Consider the following 21,358-nt stretch of genomic DNA (forward strand, 5'->3'; position numbering starts at 1 on the left):
GCGCGCCGATATATATCAACTCCTCCGGTGAGATCGCCGTCGGCCCATCGGACGCGTCGCGACCGACGGGAGCGAGCGATGGGCATGGGCCAGTAGCCTGTACTGTAACGGGGGGTGTGTAACCGTAACCAGCTAACCACCCCGGCGCTGTCATCCGATTACCTCCTCGACCTTGCCAAGCGTCTCAGTGTGCAGACCGTCGTTTCGGTACTCGTTCCACCGAGTATTGACCCAGCCGTGGCTGTACGGCACGAATCGAGCGGTTTCACGGTCCGTCATGCCTTCCTCTTTGCACCGGATGACGGTCCAAATGGCCGTCATCTTGGCCGCCTCGTCGGCCGCAAGATCGTCGGTTTCGTCGCCGTAGGCCGACCACGACCAGTCCGACGCCTCTTTCGTGTTGTACCGGAAGTCCGTCGGCGGAACACCTTCGATCTGCCCGTGAATGTCGGCCAGTTCGGCGTTCCGAATCGAGTCGGCGATGACGGCTTTCTTTTTCGAGACCTTCTTGACGATCGTGCCGACGCGCCACAGCATCGGGTGAATCGACCGTTCGCCGTGAGCGATGTAGATCAGCGCCCCGCCGTACTTGCGGATCTTGTAGACCAGCGGAGCCATCTTCTGCCGGGTTTCGTAGCCCTGCTTCCCGGTGCCGCTCGCGGCCGACGAGAACTCGTCACCGATGAACAGTTTGGGGCGTTGGGCGTGCTCGAGGGGATCGCCGTCCTGTTCGACCCACTCCATCAGGGTGCCGTAGTCGGGAACCCAGCCGTCTTGCACGTCGCCGTCGTCGTCTACCCACCGGTTCTTTTCCTCGAGACTCTGGATGTTCGTCCCGAGAAGGGAACTCTCGGGGTGGAGTGCGCGCCACCGCTGGGCGAGCAGACAGGCGAAATCGGTCTTTCCGGCCCCCATTTCGCCGAGGACGACCACAACAGGTGCCGGGCCGTCGATCAGTTCATCTACCTTCCCGATCGCCTTCAGGCCGCTCACGTCCGCCCGCTGTGACGAGTCTCCCACCATGTGCTTGATTGTGGGTATATCGCCGCTCTCGAGTGCGCTCCGGAAGGTTTCAGTCCCTTCGACCATCCGGATTTGGCGGTGTTTCTCGAGGTCTTTCGCCTGCCCCGGCATCTTGTCGGGCCGGTCGGCCTCGAGCGGATCGTAGTGAATCGACCGGATCGACATCGCTCGAGAGACGTGTTCGTCTCGGACGATACCGCCGTGATCGTGGATTTCCCGATTCGGTCGGTCGCTGTACCCCTCTTGGTGCTCGCGCGCTTGTGCGGTCGTGAATAGCGCCTGCTGGTCGGCTGTGGAATCCTCGCTCATATCTCATCACCAAGCTCGAGGCGAAGGCCGACGGGCGTGATCCAGGCGTCGAGTCCACCACCGGGGAACGATGCGGACCAGTCGATTTCGACGATTCGGCCGGGATCGAACTCGTAGGAGTAGCTTCCCGAATCGAACTCGTCGTGTTCAATCTCCTGGCCGTCCGCGAGCGTCAGGGAGACCTCCATGTCCTGGTCGCCGCTGTGATCGACCTCGAGTTCGGTAGCGAACACACCAGTTGGCTCCGCGATCTGATTCGTCGATGAATCGCCGGGGAACTCGAGTAGCTGTTCTTGGTCGCCGATTCCTGCCGTGATGTCTACCTCGTATTCTGTCATATTTGGGTCGCTGTCGCTGTTTTCCTCGCTGTCCGTGTCGTCACCGTTGCCGTCTTCCGGTGGCGGCGGTGCCGGGATGACGAACTCGCTGTCTTCACCCTCGACACAGCCTGCGAGCGCCGCCGATGCGACGATGCTCGAGAGCAGTGAACGCCGACTAAGCGCAGGGCCGTCCGTAGCTGAGCGGTTGCTGTGCTCACTCATCGAGGCCTCCGTCGGCGACTGCGTGGCGAACGTCCTCGTCGGTCGCTTCCTCCGGAACGTCTCGAGTCTTCAGATAGCCGTATCCGACTGCGACGAGTGGCAGGCCGATTGTGACGCCGAAGAACACGCTTGGAACCGGGTAGAACGCCGGGCTCGTCGTCGTGTGGCCGTTCTGCTGGCTCTCGTGAACCGGGACGTCCAGTGCCTCGACTGGAAGCATCCAGAGCCCAGCCCACATGCCCATCACGAACCCGGCGGCCAGCGTGCAGGCGACGATCGCCTTCTCACGCTCGGAGAAGTCGGTCATCGTTCACCTCCATCGGTCACCGCGGCTTGCTGGCCGCTTTCGTCCATCGTGATCGGTGCCGTCGGGTCGGTCGGATCGAAGTCGTGTTCGTAGTCTCCGAGGTCCTTCATTTCGTCCGTATTCCACTCGTCGGCGTCGTCTTCGGCCGCTTCGAAGCGTTCCTTCACGCTGGTTTTCTTCGTCATCAGTCCGCGCTCGTCGGCTTCGGTCTGGGCGTTGATCGAATCCCGTTCGATTTCGACACCCATCTTCGAGATTCGCGCTCGAAGCCGGTTGTAGGCGATCGCCGTCCGAATGAGGTCGCCGTGGATATCCTCGAGCATGGTTTTGACCGTGACGAGTTTCGAGTCCGCGAGTTGGCTGAAGTAACAGCCCGTGACGATCAACGTCTCGGTGTCTTCGTGCCAGTCGAATTCACGAACTTCCCACACCTCGCTCTCGTCACACCAGTACGGCGACGGTCCTTCGACGGTCTTGTTTTCCCACACTTCCGGCTCGACGTAGTACTTCTCGCGAACGTCGGTGACGCCGTTGATGTGGTGAACGGGCACCATGTCCCGGTTTCGGAGCCAGCGAGCGCCGGTGACGAACAGCGCGAGCAGTGGCGGCCCCAGGAGCAAGAGCGCCGCCAGCCAGCCGTAGACGATCGGCGGAATGCCAGGAACCGAGGGACGAATCAAGACCAGCGCCGCTCCGAGCGAAACCATCACTCCGAGTACGACGAGCTGGCCCTCGGCGGCGATGTACGTCAGGCGATCCGACCACGAACTGAACGTACCGCTCAGTCGGTCGTTCATGCCTTGACCACTCCGCTTTCCTCACTCCGGACGACGATCACCGCGCCCAGCGCGGCTAGTCCGGTCGTCATCGCAACGCCGGAGAACAGCCCGCTCGTTCCGCCGAAGTGCCGGAACGGGTCTTGTTCGCCCTGCGTGCCCGTGCTGATGTACGGCCCGCGCTGTTCTTCCATACTCAACTGGGTCGCGAACGACAGCGCCACGCCGTCGTTCTCACCGGCGAACGTGTCGACGTAGACTGTGTTCTCTCCATCGTCGATCTCCTCGACGATCGTTCGATACTCGCCACTGCCTTCCTCCCAGTCTGCGCTCTCGGCCATCGTCACCGTCGTCGGTTCGAGCGCGAAGATGTGGACGACGAACTGGCCGTCGGTAAACTCCCAGCCGGTGATGTACGTCTCGGAGTCGATCTCTCGAACGTACTCGGGAATCCGGTCATCTGGATCGGGAGCGGCCGCTAACCACGCCTCGAGTTCTTCTCGTTCGTCGTCGGAGAGTTCCTCGCGTTTCTCGTCAGTCGCCCAGTTGTCGACCGTCTCGACCTGTTGGTACGACGCATTCTCGGCATCCGTTCGCTCGAGAATTGAATGCAGGTTGCTCGAGTCGTCCGCATCCGTCTCGTCCTCGTCGTGTTCGTCGCTGTCCGCCTGGTCGTCCTCGAGCAGGCCGCGGATCTCATCGATGACTCCGGCGTCGGTTTCGTTCGTCTCGGTGCTGTCGTCGGCGATCGCCGCCGCCGTGCCCATACCGCCCATGCCCATCGCGAGCGCGACGGCTACGACCATCGTAACGTGAAAAATCCGATTCATGAGTTAGGTCCAGGGAAGGATGTCAGTCACGAATCCGACGACGAGGAACACGACAGCGACGATAATGACGACACCAACCAGCACACCGCTGTACTCGCCGATCGCGTCCTCAACGTCACCGATGCCGGGAAGCGTTACGTCGCTCCCGCTTCCGTCGTCGCGGTCCTCGAGTTCGTCGTGCAGTTCCTGAATTTCTTCGAGCAGTTCGACGTACTCGCTGGCGTTGTAGGTCTCGTAGTCTGGGCGTTCCCACGTGACGTTAGTGACCGGCTCGCCGTCGGCATCGACCATCTCATCGATGACAAACTCACCGCGTTCGAAGTAGACCGATTCGTTCGCGGTCGCCATCATGACGGTGCCGTTGAGGTCGTCGGTATGGTAGGTTTCGTTCGTTTCGAAGCCGTCTTCGGGGACGTCACCGGCGAACAACAGCCCTTCGTACGTCTCGGAAACGTGCCCGGAGTAGTTCGCCTCTCGAGTTTCGCCAGATTCGTTCCACTCGTACTCGATGTCGGTGTAGCCGTCGTAGGAGACGACCATTGTACTGTTGAACTCGGCGTGTTCGAGGCCGAGAACCGACGACAGTGCGATGCGGAACCGTTCGTCAGTGACCTCCGAATCACCGGACATGTAGCGGACGGTTCCCTCAGCACCGCGGACGTCTTCGGGGGTGATCTCTCCCTCATCGAGCGCGGTGTAGAGTTCTTCGACGAATTCCTCTTCGTAGTTGTTGACGGCCATCTGTGCCTGCTCGTCGAGTTCGTCGAGCTTGTCGTCGGGATCAGAGAGATCGTACATCTCTCGCGAGTCGAGGTCGTACTCGGGCTGATTCAGCGCCATAATCTGGCCGTCCCAGACGACGGTCGCACTGTACCCTTCGTCGGGCCAGTGGCTGTTCTCCCAGTCCTCGCCGAACTCCGGTTGCATCGTTCCCCAGTCGGAACCGAAGTCGTCACGGGAGATCTTGACGTCCATCTCCTGCATCGTGTAGTTGTGGACCGTTCCGTTGCGGAGTTCGTAGGACGCCTCGAACTCGTTGCCGTTGTAGTAGGCGTCAGTCCCCGAGAAATCGTTGTTTGGGGAGTGAATGTGATGGTGGATTATGTCATCTTCGACACCCTCGAGTTCGTGGGACTGATTTTGCTGATAGGCGATTTCGGCCTGGTGTGCGGCCGCTTCCTCGGTGATCTGTATCTGGAGACGGCTGTAATAGTCGTTGATCGACTGTTTGGCCTCGATATCGGCCTCTGAAACCGTGTCACCGTCTTCCCAGGAGGTCGCGATCGCGTCGCGCGCTTCGAGCGAGGCGATCGCCGAGGTGTCCTCCATGTAGTTGTTCAGCAACACCTCGCTCGATTCCCAGGATTCGCCTGTCTGACGGGCGTTTAGCCAGATGTCCGCCTCGATCCGATCGTCACCGAGCGAGTCGTCGACCGTTCGCGGATCGGCGTGGCCGCACGAGATCGGCAGGACAAACCGAGCCGGAGAGTCACAAGTCCCCTCGAACTCGTCGCCAAGATCGTCGTCGGCTGCCACCGGAGCCATCGCCGCCGGGGCGACGAGCGAGCCGACCAACAGAACGGCCAGCAGGACTGTCCCGACGCGGTGGGCGATGGGCGTGGGCCCCACTCAGATCACCCCCCACGCCGTCGCGAGGATCAGCGCGACGTACCCGCCACCGACGATCGCCGTCACCGCGCCGAGACCCGCGAGCATATCGTAGGTATCCCGCGAGAGTCGGTCAACCAGCATTCAGACCACCCCCGCGGCCATCACAGCAGTCAGGCCGACCGAGACGGCCGACGCGGTGACGATGTATCCGGAAATCACAGAACTGTACCACTCGGCCGTCTTCCCGTCGAATATCGATGTTTCGATCATGTTACTTGTAGGCGATAATCCAGAAGCCGGCCCCGTTCAGCAACACCATGAACAGCCCGACGTACCACAGCGAGATCATCGTCTCCTGAACCGCCGGAACGAGCGCCGAGAGGATGTTCAAAATCACCATCAGCAGGACGATCACGAACTCGAGGTCGGTCAGATCCTCGCGGGTCGTCTGGCCGTTGGTGACCCAGGCCGTGAAAATAACGACCATCGAAACGACGAACGCCCAGGTGATTTCAGTGCCGTGTGCCGCCCAGAGAACGTCGTTGAACGACCAGTCCCACGGAAGGGTGCCCGTCTCGAAGACGAACAACTGGGACATGGCGATCGTCGCGGCGACGAACACCGGGGCGAGAAAGCTGTCTGTGAGGTCTACACCGTCTTCTCGTCTGAGTCCGTTCGGGACCCAGTTCGTTGGTAAGCTTAGTGCCATGGGAATTACCCAGGCAACACCTCTAGGATGTGCTAAAAAAGGGTGGCGAGCAGTGACAAGTCAGTGATGATTTACTCCCGCTCGAGGTCCTCTGCCTTTAACTCTCCCTCGAGATATGAGATTCCTTTATTAGTGATTGAATAAAATCCGCCATCTGGATATTCCTTCTCAACAAGGTCTACCTCGCTGAGTAGCTTCAGCCGTCGGTTGATAGTAGAGTAAGATATGTCCGCTTCGTGTCTGGAGGATAGATTATATTCAATTGAGCGGGGTGACAGCGCAAGATCATACTCCTGTAGAAACTCGAGAATGGTATCGTCGCTACCAGTCATCCACTGTACCCTCGGTCGCATTGACCATCGTATCTCTCGTTCATCGTTTAGTAATATCGTATCTCGAGGAATCAATAACGTACGGGTCAAGAATGATAACGTACATTGCCATAGCTATAAGTTAATTCGGTATGATGAGCCGTGTGGGAGCCTCACGAAGAACTGACTGTCGTAGGTCCTGACGAAAAGCGGGCCGGTGTTGGAGTCACCGGGTCCGCGAAACGCTCCCGTAATCACGGTACAGAAGCATGTTTGCTAACACAGACACGCGGGATAAAACTCCCGTTCGATCGAGTCGAATCGTTCCTTCGCGGTGGGCCGCGCGAGCACTTGTCACTGTTATCGGAAGTTTCGGAAACGGGTCCCTCAAGACTATTACCCCCCGGAGCAACCGATACGAAGCACCGACGGACAGCGACCGGGCACGCCCCCAGTTCCACCAAGCGGCGTGCACGGTTCGTCCGCGGTCCCAAATCACTGAGACCATGCACGAATGCACGCTTCAGCACGGTAAGAGTACCGCTATTAGCCGAATCGTTGACACGCCCGAGGTGGGTCAATGAGTTCCGAACCCGCCCGCGTCGGTGCGTGTGATACGCCGACTTGTTCCGGCAACGCCGAGACGATCACCCCGGAAGGCTACGTCTGCGAGACCTGCGCTTCCGAAATTGCCGTCGACTACGAACAGGCGCGCGAGCGCGACACGGAAGCACGAGGTGAACGATGAGCGGCGGCCTCGAGCCCATCTCCCCGCTCGAAGCCGTGGAGATGTATCACGACGCGATGCGTGACGAACACGCGGAGTCCACCCGACGGAGTGCAAAACATCGGTTGCGTGCGTTCATCCAATTCTGTGATGAAAATGAAATAGAGGACCTGAACGATCTCTCGGGCCGCGACCTGTACAAATACCGCTCGTGGCGACGGGAAGGTCACGGCGACGACCGGGAACCGATCAAACTGGTCACTCTCAAAGGGCAACTCGCAACGCTTCGTCGGTTCCTGCGATTCGCTGCGAATATCGACGCTGTTCCCCCGGAGTTGTACGAACAGGTCACGCTCCCGACGATGAAAAACGGGGAAGACGTATCGGAGACGACCCTCGATCCGAACAGGGCGATTGCGATCCTCGATTACTTAGAACGCGCACAGCCCGGCTCTCGAGACCACATTATCGTTATGATGCTGTGGCGAACCGGTGCCCGAACCGGTGCGATTCGTGGCCTCGACCTTCGCGATCTCGACCTCGACGGGAGCCACCCGCGAGTGTCCGGGCCAGCGATTCGTTTCGTTCACCGGCCGGAGACAGGAACACCGCTAAAGAATCAGGAGAAGGGAACTCGGTGGAACCGAATTAGCGAGAAAGCGGCCCGATACATCGAGGATTATATTGAGTACCATCGGCCCGACGTTACCGACGAACATGGGCGCAACCCCCTCATTACGACTCAGTACGGCCGTCCAGCCGGGAATACGTTCCGTACGACGCTATATCGAGTCACACGGCCCTGTTGGCGGGGTGAGTCATGCCCTCACGACAGAGACGTAGACGAGTGTGACGCGACCCACCTCGACCACGCGAGTAAGTGCCCGTCGTCCCGGTCACCTCACGATGTCCGTAGTGGGCGGGTGACGTTCTATCGGCGCGAAGACGTTCCCCGTCGGATCGTCAAAGACCGACTCAACGCGAGCGAGGATATTCTCGACCGGCACTATGACCGTCGGTCTGACCGTGAACAGGCTGAACAGCGTAGCGGATTCCTCCCTGACCTGTGATATTCATGATCGCCAATATCAGGGCCTCAAATTCCCGAAATTCCGAAACCCATCGTGCCCGTTATCGCGTGTCGCTCACATCCGTGAGCGACCGCGATCGGAAGAGATGGGATTTGAATTAGACCGAGATTCTGCGAGCACAGCGAGCAGGTTCTCGGGCGTAGTTCAAATCCCATCGTGCCTGCTGTTCTACGACGAACGGGCGTGAGGCCTGAATGACGACGACAGAGGATTTAAACGAGACGCTCACGCTCTCCGTTCGCGCGTCGGGATTCGTCTCGTTCGAATCCCATCGCGCCCACGATCGCTCGAGGAAACGCGGACGACTTCGATCCAGGAACGAAGCCATCGATCTCGGCTCACCTCCACCCCTGGACCGACCACCGAAATATCCACTGTCCGTCATTTCGGTGCGACCGCGAGGCGGAATACGCTCACACTGTCGATCGGTACAGCGTTCCGTGTAGCGGCGTGACCGACGGCTGTCGACAGTGACGACGTCTCACTCGCCGTCGTCGCTGGTGATCGAAAAGGCGATGGCAAGCGCAAGCGCCGCGACCGCGAGCGCGAGCGAAAGCTGGTGACCGAGACTGGAGAGAAACGAAGAGACCTCGAGCCAGGCCGCGATACTAACCGTCGTCGCGACGAGTCCGAAGCCGAACCAGTAACGCTTCCAAGGGAGTGCCGTCTCGGAGGACGGCTCGAGGTAGACGTCGAAGGCGCTCGCGGTGGTCGTGAGTCTGATGGTTCCGCGGCTCTGATTGTACTCGACGATCCCGTCGCGGTGTAACGTCGGCAAGTGTGACTGGTAGAGGGAGGTATAGACTCGCTTTCGTTGTTTGTAGCTCACCTCGGCGATCGGGACCTCGTTTTCCTTGGCGGCGATCCACTCCGAAAGATCACGTAACCTGACCGTGCGCTCGGGGTGGCGGCCCAGATACGTCAGTACGAGTCGCCGCCGCCGGTTCGAGAGCGTCTGAAAGACGGTGTCTCTCGACAGTTCGTCTCGTTCGAGCGATTCGGCGTCGACCCCCCGGTCGGTACCCTGCTCAATCGCTGACTGCGGCCCCCCCATAGAGACGTATACACGGACAATAATATCATAAATCTTTTCATTACCAGCAGTTCATCGACCAGATTCCGACCGGCTGTGGAAATATTCGTCGTTATCCGAGATAGTCATGGATAATTACCTCGACTCGAGGGCGTCCTGTTCACGGATAGCCGCCGTTGACGGTGGTCTCTCTCGCTGGCGTCGGTGGTAGGGGGAGCTGACTGGTAGTTTGATGGGATGGACTGTTACGTTCTCGCTTGCTCTCCCCTGCTTGCTTTCCCGCCTGCTCCATCCTGCTTGTCAGACGAACGCGTGAGCGACGGGAGTCCGAACCTCGGCGGAGACAAACTGCCCGCGGGATACCTTCTCCGGGGACAAACGAACGAGCGGAATCGGCTCGTCCGCGCAAGTGCAAACGAGGTGCCGGGGCGGAAATGGTAGGGTGTGTACAACTACCCAACCCAACGGCCGAGCGGTCGTATGCACCTGGTACCGAGACTTCGGTCGTCTCTGGCGGTGATGAAGAACCCGACGTACACCGGAGAGAACAGATGCGTTCCCTGTACGTTGCTCAACCTCGTCCTCGCAGTCGTCCTCTCGGTTACGGTGGTGGCCGTCCTCAGCGGGACCGGTACCGCACTCGGGGCCCCCGCCGGCGTCGCGACGTTCGTCGCGGCCACCGCACTGATCTACTTTCGTGGCTACCTGGTCCCCGGCACGCCGACGCTTACGAAACGCTACGTTCCCGAGAGGGTTCTCGCGGCGTTCGATAAAGCCCCCGAACGCACCGAGTGGGTGGAGACCGACCCTCGAGAACTGCTCTTTTCCCTCGGCGTCGTCGTCGACGATCCAGCGATGGACGATCTGGTTCTCGATCCGGCGTTCGTCGACGCCTGGAATCGCTCGATCGAGGTCCACCGGACGGAAGAGTCCGAGCTCCGCCGTTCGCTCGCCCGACTGTCCGGAACGGGGCCGAGAGATCTCGAGTTCCGGGACGGGCCGCACGTGTTCGCCCTAGAGACGAGCGATGCACATCTCGCGAACTGGCCCTCCCAGGCCGCCTGCATCGCGGACGCCGCGGGTGCGGTCGTCCTCCCGGAGTGGGATTCGGACTGGGATCGGCGGCCGGTCGCGGTGCGGGCGGATCTGCTCGGCGTACTTCGGCTCTTTCTCGAGCGCTGTCCGACCTGCGACGGGCACGTATCGCTCTCCCAGGACGTCGTCGAATCGTGCTGTCGGCGCCGAGACGTCGCCGCGGCGACCTGCCGGGACTGTGACGCGAGACTGTTCGAGATGGACGTCGATCCCGCGATGGGGTAGTGGTAACTGCACCCCGATGGCGCAACCGCTGTGCGATCGGGTAGGCAGTGGTGGTTGTACGCGGGACTCGAGTGCGTGGGGAAGAATCGTTTTAGCGACGACGAGAGAGTACGTTCACAATTAGTGTCGCAATGGAGGCTCACGAGCCGCGAAGCGCCCGGAGCATATCCAGACGGTTCGGCCAGAGCTGTGCGATGGCTGTGGCGGCGAACATCGCGAGCGAAACGCTGACAACGAGTATCGGATCGGCCGAACCAACGAACGGAACCTCGAGCAACACTGCGAGGACGGCCAGCAGCGAGCCGATGCCGAGACCGCGGTAGAGTTCGCTCCAGGAGAGGCCGTTCCAGGCAAAGATCGCCATGTGGTTGTCGATCTCCCGGGCCTGGTCACACAGCGTGACGGTCCCCGAGTCGCTGTCGTACCGGACGATACCGAGTTCGTCGAGTTTGGGCAGATGGGTCTGGTGGAGCGAACTCCAGACGCTCTCGCGGACCGGCGATGGCGGCGGTGATTGTCCACTTTCAGCGGTCGCGATGGCGATCGCGAGGCTACTGAGCGTTACAGCACCGTCACGGGTCTCCGTCAGGTGGCGAAGCGTCTCGCGGCGTCGGCCGTTCGCGAGAATCTCGAAAATCTCCCCCTCGGAGAGTGGATTCGATCGGGACATTGCTGGTGAGGTGACGTCAACCGTTCGAACGTCGACTGACGGTTCGGTTCGTGGACACGTCAGCATGGTGGGCGTACCGCCACCGGTTGACCCACCGTGCCGGACGGCACGCTCGGCGATCCGGTGAGGGTTCGGGCGGTACGTCGAGCCAACCGGCGTCCAAACGGGTCGTTCGACCGGCTGGAATTGTGCGGACTCGACTCGAGAACACCGGTGTGGTGGCCGTACAACCGCCGAACGATCGGTTTGATGGCCGACCCTGTCGCCGATGGTCTCGTTCGGCGCTGACGTGTTCGTTCGTAACTACGTGGGTCGCCAGCCCCGAGGGAGATAACTGAGTGATCGACACCACGCCGTAGTCTGGATCGATCGTTCAGGAGACATAACATGACTGACGACAACACGAACATCGGACTGTCGCGTCGACGCATCCTCGGGGGACTCGGCGCGATCGGGATCGCCTCCGCGGGTGCAGGCCTTGGGACGACGGCGTACTTCAGCGATCAGGAGAGCTTCGAGGGTAACTCCCTTACCGCGGGCACGCTCGCGGTGAACGTCACCCAGCAGATCACACACATCGACCAGGACGGCATCGGTCCCGACGAGCTGGCGTGGACCGACGCCGGCGACGGCGAGGCCGGCGTCACGACCGACCCGATCGTCATCGAGGACGCAAAACCCGGCGACGAGTACGAGTTCTGCTGGGAGGTCGAACTCGAGGGGAATCCCGGCTTCGCGATGGTCTCCGTCGGCAACGTCTCGGAGCAGACCGGCGCCGAGGCTGGGACCGTCTCTGCCGACGATCTCTACGACGTCGACACCGACGCGGAGATGGTGACGATCGGCGAGGCGGCGACGGCCGTCGCGACGCTGACGCTGTGTCGCGGGGAGGACGAAGAGCCCGGCGCGGAGGTCGAAGTCTTCGAAGGAGGTCTCGACGATCTGCTGGGCGCGCTCTCGGAGGGCCTGGTCGTCCCCTCGAGCGAGGCCGTCGAAGGTGATGGGGAGTTCTGTCACGACATCGGGTGTCCGGTTACGCTCTGTCTCGAGATCGAGATTCCGACGACCGTCGGCAACGAGTTACAGGGAGCGGAATCGACCTTCGACCTCTCGGTCTACGCCGAGCAGTGTCGCCACAACGACGTCGAGCAGTTCGGCAACGTGAGCGTAGTCCCTCCCGACGGGGCCGGGCCGGCATAGGACACAGACTGAGGCGATGGGCCGGGGACGTCGAACTCGCGTTCTCCGTCTCGTGCGGTGGACATATCAGGGGTGTCCAGTTCCATCCGGAGCCAGCGTGGCGGCCGGCTCGGCGGTTCGACGCCGCCGGTGGGAATCCCCGGAGGGGGGAACACATCATGACAGACAACAACGAATCGTTCGGCCTCTCACGACGGAAGATCCTCGGCGGTATCGGGGCGATCGGCGTCGCCTCCGTCGGCGCGGGTCTGGGGACGACGGCGTACTTCAGCGACCAGGAAGAGTTCGCGGGCAACACGCTCACGGCGGGCACGCTCGCGATCAAAGTCGACTGGCAACAGCGCTACTGGGGCGCGCCACCGGCGGTGCGGCCACAGGATTACGCGACGACGACGAACGAAGCGGGCGAGACGGTGTCGAACTACCCACACGTCAACGCGTTCCCGGACGACTCCGGGGACGGCGAACAGGATCTCGGCGGCGTCGTCTACGCCGGCGAGAACGCGGTGTTCAGCGCCGCCGAGATTCCGGCGTGCTGTGACTGTGCCGACGGCGAGTACTACGTCACCTACGGGGGAGACTCTCACTGTATCGAACCAATCGTCGACGAACGGACGGCCGAGGAGTTCTACGACGACAGTCGAAACGACGTCTCCTCGCTGTTTCTCGACATTCAGCGGGAGAACGGCGCGGTGATCTTTCTCTACCGTCAGGACCTCGGCGGCGGCGAACTCGGCGAACCCCGCCTGTTCTTCGTCCTCGACAAGTTCGGCAACGACGACGGCGGCGGCTACGCCACGTTCACCGTCGAAGGCGATCTCACGGACGTCGTCTGGGAGGACCTCGAGTGGGAGATCGAAGACGACCCCGGCGCGACGAGCGCGGACGAGTACTCGATCAGTTCGACCGAGGCGACGGCCAGCTGGATCTGGGGGGACAACCGGACCGACGGCGGCGTGCTCGGCTCGCTCACCGAGGAGTTCGCTCTCCGTATCGACCCCGACCTGAACGGCGCGGCCGCCCTGAGCGGCGGTGCGCCGACGTTCGATCCGACCGTCGACGTCGGCATCACCAACCTGGTCGTCCTGAGCGGCGATCCGGAGACCGAGATCGTCCTCGAGGACGACCTCGGCGGGCCGATGGCCGACGACGACCTCGGCGACATCGTCATCCACAGCGAGTGCGGGCTCGAGATGGGCGAGGAGACGGCCGCGTTCGGACCGAACGCCGAGAGCCTAATCGAACTCGACGACGTTAAACCCGGAGACAGCGGCGAGGTGACGTTCTCGCTTCACGTCTGTGACAATCCGGCGTACATCTGGATGGGGGCGACCGGCTTCGATGCCGAGAGCGTCCTCGGGGAGTTCGTCCACGCGAGGGCTCGCCTCGTCCCCGGCTGTCTGAACGACGTCGACGGGTTCGACGATATCGACGGCTACGAGGGAGACGTCGTCGTGGAAGGAACCCTCAACGAGGTCCTGGCCGCGCTCGCCGACGCCTCCTACCAGGGCGTGGCGCTCGCGACAGAGGACGGCGACGCCTGTTTCGACCCGGTCGCCGACTCGACGTGTGTCGCCTTCGAGTGGTGGTTCCCGATCGGACAGGAGGACGTCAACGACGCACAGGGTGAAAGCGTCTCGTTCGATCTGGGCTTCTACGCCGAACAGTGCCGCCACAACGACCAAAACGGCGCCTGAGACAGTGATCCGTTGACGAAAGCATTCGTCCGGTTCGGACGGTTCCGGATCGGTGGCTTCTGGCACCGGACGTCGGTAACGTCGGCCCGCCGACACGGTTCGGGCGGCAGTGTCGCCCTACCGCACCCGGTCACCGACGGTATGGCGATCATTCATATCCTCACTGGATTCCGAGGGCAGACAGGCTACGAACGCCGCGGCGGCTTCGCCGGGAAGTCCGCGGTCGTGCGACTCGACACGGAGGAACGAACGTGACACAGCGAATTCCCGACATCAGCCGACGACGACTGCTCGCGAGCGCTGGCACTGCCGGAATCGCGGGAATCGTCGGCATGAGTTACAGGCCGGCGACCGTCTCCGGCGACTCGCCGCCGTATACCGACACCACGTACGCCCTGACGGACGACGATGGGCTGTCACTGCGGGTCGCCTGGCACAGTACGTACAACGATCGGACAGTCTCCGAAAGCCCCCACTCGAGCGACGGCGGATCGGCTACGGAAAGCATCGAAGCGACCGAACCCACCTCAGAACTATCAGACGGCTTCGTCGGCGGTTACGACGCGGACACGTACGGACCGCTGGTTTCGGCGGCGAACGTCTTGCCGGGCGACTCCGGAACGATCGCCATCGGGCTGTTCGCAGAGCGGATGGACGCTCGAGTCCGGCTGATTCCGACCGTCTCCGGCCGACTGAGCGAGGTCGTCGACGTCGCACTTTGGTACGATACCGGTCTGTTCGGGATCGGCGGCTGTAGCGGAAGCGGGACCGCCCCGGGCGATCCCGCCCTCGAGTCGACGCTCGCAGAATTCGGCGAAACGTACGGCCAGAGTATCGACGGAACGATCGCCGACGGGTTCGCGCTCCGAAACGGCGTCCGGAGCTGTCTCCCGGAGGGAGAGCGCCTCTGCCTGGGATTCGGCTGGCGACTCGACGAATCGGTCGGCAACGAGTGGCAGGGAGAGTCCCTCGAGTTCGGACTCACGTTCGCCGCCGAGAGCTGTGGAGGGGGCCTATGAGCCGCGATTCGCTCCAGCTGAGTCGAAGGCGGCTGCTGGCGACCGTCGGCGGGATCGGAGCCATCGGCGCGACGGCGGGCGTCGGAACTGGGGCCTACTTCACCGACCGAGAGCGGTTCACGAACGCGATCACCGCGGGAACGGTCGAGATCGGCTACGACTGTGATTCCTGTACGGTCGTCGACGATCGGTTGACGTTCGCGTTCGACGGGCTCGACCGCGGAACGACTGACTCGATCGTCATCGACCTCACCGTCGAGACGAATCCCGCGCGGCTGTGGCTTCGGACCGACTGTCCGCCCGCGTTCGATCCGCTCGGTGATGCACTCGCCGTCGAGTTCGACGTCGACGGCGAGACGGTCGCCGACGGGAGCCTCTCGTCAGTGTCGCGATCGCTCGCGGCCGGCATCCGACTCGACGACGGCTGTCTCGAGCCGGGAGCGTCGCTCGAGACCGAACTGACGTGGAGTCTCTCGAAGACCGCACCGGAACAGCTGGCGGGAGAGACCGCCACGTTCACGGCCGAACTCGTCGCCGAGCAGTGTCGACACGTCGACGAGGGAGACCTAACGAACCCGTTTACGGGACTGGAGTCGTGTGAAGACGCGTCCGGTTGTCCGGCGTGTGTCAGCCTCGGGAAAGCCGACGACTTAGACGAGCGGATGCCGATCGAACCGAGCACGGCCGACCGCGCGACCTGGCTTCCGATCGACGAGGGACCCGGAAGCGGGGAGTACTTCCTGTTCGTCCAGGACGCCGAGATCAAAGACGGCGCGGAGACGACGGCGATTCAGTTCGAACTCGTCGACGGCGACGGCAATCCGGGACCGCCGCTCTGTGGGGTTCGAATCAAAGGCGGTCCGAACACGAACGAAATCGAGATCGAGCCGCCGAGCACTTCGACGGGAGCGGTGCTCTCGACGCTCGAGAACCCGGGCGGACAGCGACCGGCGATCAGTAACGTCGAAGTCGACGTTTGTGCGGAGGAGGTGGGCCGACAATGAACTACAGAAAAACCGCGAACGTTCTCGGATTGCTCGCCCTGATCGCCATCGTCCTTCCGTTCGTGATCTACGCCGTTCCCGGCGTGATCGGGGCGGAGTACAGCTTCGTCGTCCTCACCGGGAGCATGGCGCCGGCGATCGATCCCGGCGACGTCGTCGTCGTCGGTGAGACGGATCCGGCGACGATCGAGTCGGGTGACGTCATCACCTTCGCACGAGAGGGGGCCGATGCGCCGGTGACCCATCGGGTCGTTGGGGTGGCCTCCGTCGGCGGTGAACTGGCCTTCGAGACGAAAGGCGACGCCAACAGCGAGGTCGACGCCGGTCTGGTTCCGGCGGGGAACGTCCTCGGCGTCGTCGTCCTCACGATACCGTACCTCGGCTACGTGATCCAGATGACGAACTCGACCGCCGGTTTCCTCTTGCTGGTCGTCGTTCCGATCGTGCTCTTTGTCGCCTCGGAGCTGTGGGCACTGTTCCGATCGGCTCGGAAAGACGGGCAGAAAACATCTCCCGCGACCGATTCGGGCGCCGGCGACGACGAGACGATCGCGCTGTCGGCGTCGGATCTGACGCTCTCGGGTGGGATTTTGCTCCTCGTCGTGCCGTACGTCGCCTACGTCGCGTTCGAACTCCGGACGGCGCTGTCGATCGCGGTGGCCGTCGCCGCCACGCTCTCGTTGCTCGCCGTCGGCGGGTTGTGGTTCGGCACGCGTCGAGACGCGGTGGATTCCACACATCGGTTCGGCCCGGAAGCAGACTCGAGGCGGTCGGACGAGAGAGATCACGGAGACGGTGACGCGAACGCAGGCGCCGAAGCGACGTTCGAAACGTTCGTGCCGGCGACGGCGGAGCCAACCGCCACGACCGACGGCGGGGAAGCCGAGGAGGGGAGCCGATGAACCGAGCGCTCGTCGTCGGAGCGATCTGTCTCCTCGTGGGGGTGAGTAGCTTCGCGGGCGGTGTGGGGACGGTCGCGGTCTTCTCCGATACGGGATCGATCGAGGGAACGTTCTCGACGTCGGAGGCGTTCTCCGAGGCAGATCCCGCCCTCGAACAGTGGGCAGAAAACGGCACGGACGTGTTCGGACCCGACGACACGCCGACGATCGACGGTTCGGAATCCGGAAACGAAACCGCCGAGAACGGGACGAAGACGCCATCGGAGAACGCCAGTACGGACCGGGATGAGACCGATCCGCCGACCGAAGCCGACCTCGAAACCGACGACGATGAGGCGGCCAACGAAACCGCCGATGGTGAAGCGGACCACGAGACGGACGACGAGGAGGTGGGTAACGAGACGGACGACGAGGAGGTAGGTAACGAGACGGACGACGAGAAGGTAGACGACGGTGAAGCGGACAGCAAAACCGACGACGGCGAGGGAGGCAACGAGACGGAGTCAGGCGACAGTATCGACGACGACTTCGATGACGAAGGGGGTGGAGACGACGAAAACAAAGCGGACGAACCGGACGACTCGAGCGCCGAGGATACTGACGGCGGTGCTGTCGGTACCGGTTCCGGCGACGAGGACGTCGACGAGGGCGAAAAACAGGAGACCGGCGACGAGGACGTCTCACGAGACGGATTCGGTGATTCGAGCGGCGATTTCGACGAAACACTCTAAAACGAACCGTCGATGCGGGCGATCGCACGGACGAGGTCGGCGATCCCCGAGAAAACGCGACAACCTCGAGCGCCACCTGTCTCGAAAACCGACAACACCGCCCTTGCCTAGCTCGGCGGTCTCCGTTCCCAGATGTGGCCGGTTGCGCTGACGAGCATGAAGATGACGAACAGGGCCGGAATCCCGGCGAACAGAAGCGTCGGGACGTCGACCGTGAGCGTCTCGTCGATGGGAATCGGCGTATCGGCCAGCGGCGTGTCCGCGAGGACGGACATCGGGATCGTCTGGCCCTCCGAGAGCCACACGCCCGGCATCAGGAGCGCGAGCATCACGGCCGCGGCGTACTTGCGGTTCATCGGTTTCTCACCCCCATCCTCGCGTCGCTGGTGTCGTCATCGCTGGCGCCACCGTCGCCGTCGCCGCGATCCACGGTGATCGGGTCTTTGGTCTCGAACTCGTCGGTCGTGTCGAACGTCACGTCCTCGTCGGATCGCTCGAGACCACCCTCACCGGCGGCGTCGGAATCGTCGATCCCGCTCGATCGGCTGGATGCATCCGATCCGTCGCCTCCGCCGTCACCGGGGGCCCAGTCCGGAGTATCCCATCGCTTGCTCAACTCGAGGGCGTCGTCGCTCCAACCGGCTCCGTCCCACTGTCTCGCGAGGTCGATCTTCTCGTCGGACGATTTCAACTCGAACGAGTCGGGCAGTTTCTCGACGAACTCGGTCCGCTCGAGCAGGCCGTGGAACGTCGAGTTCTGGATCCCGAGGCCGGGTCGGGCGTTGATCTCTAAGACCATCGGCCCCTCGTCCTCGTCGACGACGATGTCGACGCCGGTGTAGCCGAGCCGGGAGACCTCGGCCGCCTTGACCGCCGTCGAGAGCACCTGTTTCCAGTTCGGGATGGCGAACGACTCGAGGTCGACGCCCGTGTCGGGGTGTTCGTCGAACCACTTGTTCGTGCTCTGGTAGCCGCCGCGTGCCTGCCCGTTCGCGATGTCGAGGCCGACGCCGACCGCGCCCATGTGGAGGTTGGCCGCGCCGTCGGACTCCTCGGTCGGCAGGCGGGTCATCGCCATGATCGGGAACCCCTTGAAAATGATCACCCGAATGTCGGGGACGCCCTGTCCGGCGATCGAGAGCAGGTGGTCGTCGGGGTGGATCAACCCCTCGATCACCGCGACGCCTTCGAGCCCCATCGGATCGTACTGTCCCTCCACGATCGACCGGGTGTGGGCGAGCAGTTGTTCGGGCGACTTGACGCCCTTCGACGTCTCGAAGTTGCCGTCCTCAGTTCGGCCGGTAACGACGACGATCCCCTCGCCGCCGTAGCCGCTATCAGGTTTGATGACGAACTCGTCTCGCGCGTCGACGATCGCCTCGGCTTTCTCGAGTTCGCTCGGCGAACCCACGAGCGCGTACGTCTCCGGGGTCGGGACGCCGGTGCCGTGGAACGCACGTTTCATCGACGCCTTGTCGAGTTCCGGGTTGAGGTGTGGCGGGTTGTACTCCTTGATGAGTCTGTTTCTGCGGTTCATCGACATGACCGTCGACGGTTCGATACGGGAGGTGTCGCCGCCGAAGAGTCCGCGAATGCGTGCCGTCGTGTTGTGGAGTCCTGCACGAATCGTACTCCAGACGGCGTTGAGGCGCGATCCGCTGTAGACGTTCGAGAATCGGAAGAACTCCTTTATGCGCATGTTCGACTGAGCACCGAAGTAGACGTTCGCCGCGAGCAAGATCGCCCACGTCTCCGGGGTCTGCATGAACCAGGTGATGAGCGTCTCGTTGCCGATGATCAGCGCGGCGAGGACGATGGCGACAACCGTCCAGGAAAACCGGACCGCGGGTGCGCGCCAGCCGCGTTCGGAGAGCTCCCGGGCGAAGCGATCCGCGTACCAGGCGGTGACGATCGCCGGGAAGAACACCTGCAACGCGTCCACCTGCTCCGGAAGCACGCCAGTGTCGCTCATGACGTGAAACGCCGTAACCGCGATGGAGACGACCATGACGAGGCCGCCGATCCGATGAGCGGTGCCGAGCCGGAACGGCTCGAGGACGAGGTACGTCCCGAGTGCGACCAGGAAGACGTTGGTGAACAACACGAGTCCCCAGAAGATGCCGCTCTCGACCAGAATGAACGAGAGGATGATCGGTCCGAACATCCCGTAGGTGACGAGGCCGACCTTACTCCGAAGCACCGCGACGATGAGGCCAGCGACGAGCAACTCGAAGAAGAGGCGGTACGGCTCGAGCGGTTGTTGTGCGAAATCGAGCCGGTACCTGAACTCGACGCCGAGAATAGCGATCGTCAAGAGTAACCCGACGAGAGGAGCGTACTTCGAAAACGTAGAAGCGAACCCGGACGGGAGCAATCCCGCCTCGTTGGCAGACGGCTTGATGGATCGGTTCCGAAGTGACATACCCGGTTGGTCGACCTGTCGCCATATTCCTACGAGGGGGATAAGGTGACGCGAAACGGACACTCGTCACTGGCATCGACTGTTCCGTGGCGCGAAAGTCACGGCTACGAGCGGACTAAACCGTTGCGGACGAAGCAACCTCCTCGCGCGGTCGACGATAGTGGGCACTGTGAGTGAGAATCGCGGACAGTGTGGTTGGTGTGTAAACAGTTTCAGTTGTGGCGATAAGAAGTACCGAAACCAGGCAAGCAAAGCGGCAGTTCGGTCGTCGAAGACGACCTGTCGCTACTCGAGTCGGTTTACACTACTAACGAGGGCGTCATACAACGGCTCTCACACTCTCTGCACTGTCCGACAAACGGTCAGTACAGGGAGTTTATGTATCGATTGTGGCTTCGTTTCCAGACCCATCAGAGATAGTCATTTCAACCGAACTGGGTCGGTCATCACCAGCGGTAACTCGGATGAGAGTTATTGGAAAAGTAGGTGCATCATCGCCCACATCTGGGTCTTCACCCGTTGCCTCTGCTGCTCCAGTGATTTTGTCATCATACCTATCGAGTTCCAGAATCTCTATTCCCGATGGGTTTGATTTTGGCCATTGTGTAACAACCGATACTAGGTAATTATTGTTATAATCCGTCTTTTCAATAAAATCTTCAACTCCCCCTTCTTGTCCCTCAGCAAGGTCGTCAAATCGTAGCTCAGTATCAATGTCGTCCAATGGTAGTTCCTCGGATGCATCATTTGATGTCGTAAACACGTCAAGAGAGGCTGTTGCACCATTCAAGGGATTGTGTGTGGCACGAAGCGCCCCCGCTTGAAAGGTGTCGTATTCAAATTCCGATTCGTTGGTTGATGACTCATTGTCGCTACCCTCATCGTCGGTCAGAATGGAGTTATTGGAAAGACAACCGCCAAGAAACGTCGAGAGCGCGATTCCAGTGCCAGCGAGGACCATTCGTCGTTGCATATGTGAGATAAATGGAAATATGCGCATATGTTTTCTCCAAGTTGAAACCGCTTTTTCACCGACCGCCGCACTGCTCATAGGGATCAGCAGAGATACTCATAGATTCTCGGTGAGTTCAGCGTAGGGAGTTTGCTTGTGAGATACGTCTTCA

23 protein-coding genes are annotated in these 21,358 nt (G+C 61.8%); 9 read left to right on the top strand and 14 right to left on the bottom strand.

The features are described from left to right. Nucleotides 1-150 precede the first annotated feature (150 nt). The 9 genes from AB7C87_RS23495 to AB7C87_RS23535 all read right to left on the bottom strand — a co-directional run bounded on the left by AB7C87_RS23495 (nt 151) and on the right by AB7C87_RS23535 (nt 6,460). On the bottom strand, nt 151-1,332 hold the full coding sequence (locus tag AB7C87_RS23495; protein ID WP_369731966.1) for a hypothetical protein: 1,182 nt from the start codon (nt 1,330-1,332) through the stop codon (nt 151-153). Beyond that, complete coding sequence (locus AB7C87_RS23500) at nt 1,329-1,874, bottom strand: hypothetical protein (RefSeq protein ID WP_369731967.1); 546 nt, start codon at nt 1,872-1,874, stop codon at nt 1,329-1,331. The genes AB7C87_RS23495 and AB7C87_RS23500 overlap by 4 nt, the downstream gene beginning before the upstream one ends. Then, the gene (locus AB7C87_RS23505) at nt 1,867-2,181 is read right to left on the bottom strand and encodes a hypothetical protein (RefSeq protein WP_369731968.1); all 315 of its coding nucleotides are present in this window, start codon (nt 2,179-2,181) and stop codon (nt 1,867-1,869) included. Before AB7C87_RS23505 ends, AB7C87_RS23500 begins: the two co-directional genes overlap by 8 nt. Then, complete coding sequence (locus AB7C87_RS23510; RefSeq protein WP_369731969.1) at nt 2,178-2,978, bottom strand: hypothetical protein; 801 nt, start codon at nt 2,976-2,978, stop codon at nt 2,178-2,180. Before AB7C87_RS23510 ends, AB7C87_RS23505 begins: the two co-directional genes overlap by 4 nt. Further along, nucleotides 2,975-3,763: a DUF8063 family protein gene (locus AB7C87_RS23515; protein WP_369731970.1), complete on the bottom strand. Its 789-nt coding sequence runs from the start codon at nt 3,761-3,763 to the stop codon at nt 2,975-2,977. Before AB7C87_RS23515 ends, AB7C87_RS23510 begins: the two co-directional genes overlap by 4 nt. A gap of 27 nt (nt 3,764-3,790) precedes the next feature. Next, complete coding sequence (locus AB7C87_RS23520; protein WP_369731971.1) at nt 3,791-5,416, bottom strand: Env/VP5 family phage fusion protein; 1,626 nt, start codon at nt 5,414-5,416, stop codon at nt 3,791-3,793. Next, entirely contained in the window at nt 5,417-5,539 is a 123-nt protein-coding gene (locus tag AB7C87_RS23525) for a hypothetical protein (protein ID WP_369731972.1), read from the bottom strand. A gap of 130 nt (nt 5,540-5,669) precedes the next feature. After that, a complete protein-coding gene (locus AB7C87_RS23530; protein WP_369731973.1) occupies nt 5,670-6,107 on the bottom strand; it encodes a DUF8023 family protein in 438 nt (145 codons plus the stop codon). Between the two features lie 71 nt (nt 6,108-6,178). Beyond that, nucleotides 6,179-6,460, bottom strand: a complete 282-nt coding sequence (locus tag AB7C87_RS23535; RefSeq protein ID WP_502260717.1) for a winged helix-turn-helix domain-containing protein — start codon at nt 6,458-6,460, stop codon at nt 6,179-6,181. 538 nt (nt 6,461-6,998) lie between these two features. Between AB7C87_RS23535 and AB7C87_RS23540 the strand changes: the two genes are divergently transcribed. Together AB7C87_RS23540 and AB7C87_RS23545 are read left to right on the top strand one after the other, a co-directional pair. Next, on the top strand, nt 6,999-7,166 hold the full coding sequence (locus AB7C87_RS23540) for a hypothetical protein (RefSeq protein WP_369731975.1): 168 nt from the start codon (nt 6,999-7,001) through the stop codon (nt 7,164-7,166). Continuing rightward, nucleotides 7,163-8,215 (top strand): tyrosine-type recombinase/integrase, encoded by a 1,053-nt coding sequence (locus tag AB7C87_RS23545; RefSeq protein WP_369731976.1) that lies wholly within the window; start codon nt 7,163-7,165, stop codon nt 8,213-8,215. Before AB7C87_RS23540 ends, AB7C87_RS23545 begins: the two co-directional genes overlap by 4 nt. A gap of 502 nt (nt 8,216-8,717) precedes the next feature. Here the strand turns inward: AB7C87_RS23545 and AB7C87_RS23550 are convergent. Continuing rightward, a complete protein-coding gene (locus tag AB7C87_RS23550; protein WP_369731977.1) occupies nt 8,718-9,290 on the bottom strand; it encodes a DUF7344 domain-containing protein in 573 nt (190 codons plus the stop codon). A 459-nt stretch (nt 9,291-9,749) separates the two neighbouring features. Here AB7C87_RS23550 and AB7C87_RS23555 point away from each other — a divergent pair, with 459 nt between their 5' ends. Continuing rightward, nucleotides 9,750-10,589, top strand: a complete 840-nt coding sequence (locus tag AB7C87_RS23555) for a DUF8054 domain-containing protein (RefSeq protein ID WP_369731978.1) — start codon at nt 9,750-9,752, stop codon at nt 10,587-10,589. A gap of 139 nt (nt 10,590-10,728) precedes the next feature. Here AB7C87_RS23555 and AB7C87_RS23560 read toward each other — a convergent pair whose 3' ends face one another. After that, the gene (locus AB7C87_RS23560) at nt 10,729-11,259 is read right to left on the bottom strand and encodes a DUF7344 domain-containing protein (RefSeq protein WP_369731979.1); all 531 of its coding nucleotides are present in this window, start codon (nt 11,257-11,259) and stop codon (nt 10,729-10,731) included. 387 nt (nt 11,260-11,646) lie between these two features. On the opposite strand from AB7C87_RS23560, the gene AB7C87_RS23565 reads away from it, so the two are divergent. From AB7C87_RS23565 to AB7C87_RS23590, 6 genes are all read left to right on the top strand, one after another. Further along, a complete protein-coding gene (locus AB7C87_RS23565; protein WP_369731980.1) occupies nt 11,647-12,459 on the top strand; it encodes a SipW-dependent-type signal peptide-containing protein in 813 nt (270 codons plus the stop codon). A gap of 158 nt (nt 12,460-12,617) precedes the next feature. Further along, complete coding sequence (locus AB7C87_RS23570; RefSeq protein ID WP_369731981.1) at nt 12,618-14,156, top strand: SipW-dependent-type signal peptide-containing protein; 1,539 nt, start codon at nt 12,618-12,620, stop codon at nt 14,154-14,156. Nucleotides 14,157-14,407: 251 nt separating this feature from the next. After that, nucleotides 14,408-15,175 (top strand): hypothetical protein, encoded by a 768-nt coding sequence (locus AB7C87_RS23575; RefSeq protein WP_369731982.1) that lies wholly within the window; start codon nt 14,408-14,410, stop codon nt 15,173-15,175. Continuing rightward, nucleotides 15,172-16,179 carry a SipW-dependent-type signal peptide-containing protein gene (locus AB7C87_RS23580; protein WP_369731983.1) on the top strand — a complete coding sequence of 336 codons (1,008 nt, stop codon included), beginning with the start codon at nt 15,172-15,174 and terminating at the stop codon, nt 16,177-16,179. Before AB7C87_RS23575 ends, AB7C87_RS23580 begins: the two co-directional genes overlap by 4 nt. Then, nucleotides 16,176-17,081, top strand: coding sequence for a signal peptidase I (locus AB7C87_RS23585; protein ID WP_369731984.1), 906 nt, complete (start codon nt 16,176-16,178; stop codon nt 17,079-17,081). Before AB7C87_RS23580 ends, AB7C87_RS23585 begins: the two co-directional genes overlap by 4 nt. Continuing rightward, nucleotides 17,078-17,812 (top strand): hypothetical protein, encoded by a 735-nt coding sequence (locus AB7C87_RS23590; RefSeq protein WP_369731985.1) that lies wholly within the window; start codon nt 17,078-17,080, stop codon nt 17,810-17,812. The genes AB7C87_RS23585 and AB7C87_RS23590 overlap by 4 nt, the downstream gene beginning before the upstream one ends. A 107-nt stretch (nt 17,813-17,919) precedes the next feature. On the opposite strand, the gene AB7C87_RS23595 is transcribed toward AB7C87_RS23590, so the two are convergent. From AB7C87_RS23595 to AB7C87_RS23605, 3 genes are all read right to left on the bottom strand, one after another. Beyond that, entirely contained in the window at nt 17,920-18,168 is a 249-nt protein-coding gene (locus tag AB7C87_RS23595; protein ID WP_369731986.1) for a hypothetical protein, read from the bottom strand. Then, nucleotides 18,165-20,234: a sugar-transfer associated ATP-grasp domain-containing protein gene (locus AB7C87_RS23600; RefSeq protein WP_369731987.1), complete on the bottom strand. Its 2,070-nt coding sequence runs from the start codon at nt 20,232-20,234 to the stop codon at nt 18,165-18,167. Before AB7C87_RS23600 ends, AB7C87_RS23595 begins: the two co-directional genes overlap by 4 nt. A gap of 376 nt (nt 20,235-20,610) precedes the next feature. Then, nucleotides 20,611-21,207: a hypothetical protein gene (locus tag AB7C87_RS23605; protein WP_369731988.1), complete on the bottom strand. Its 597-nt coding sequence runs from the start codon at nt 21,205-21,207 to the stop codon at nt 20,611-20,613. Between the last annotated feature and the right edge of the window lie 151 nt (nt 21,208-21,358).

Origin of the sequence: Natrarchaeobius versutus (assembly GCF_041205745.1) — an archaeon.
In the GTDB taxonomy this organism is placed as follows: Archaea; Halobacteriota; Halobacteria; order Halobacteriales; family Natrialbaceae; genus Natrarchaeobius; species Natrarchaeobius versutus.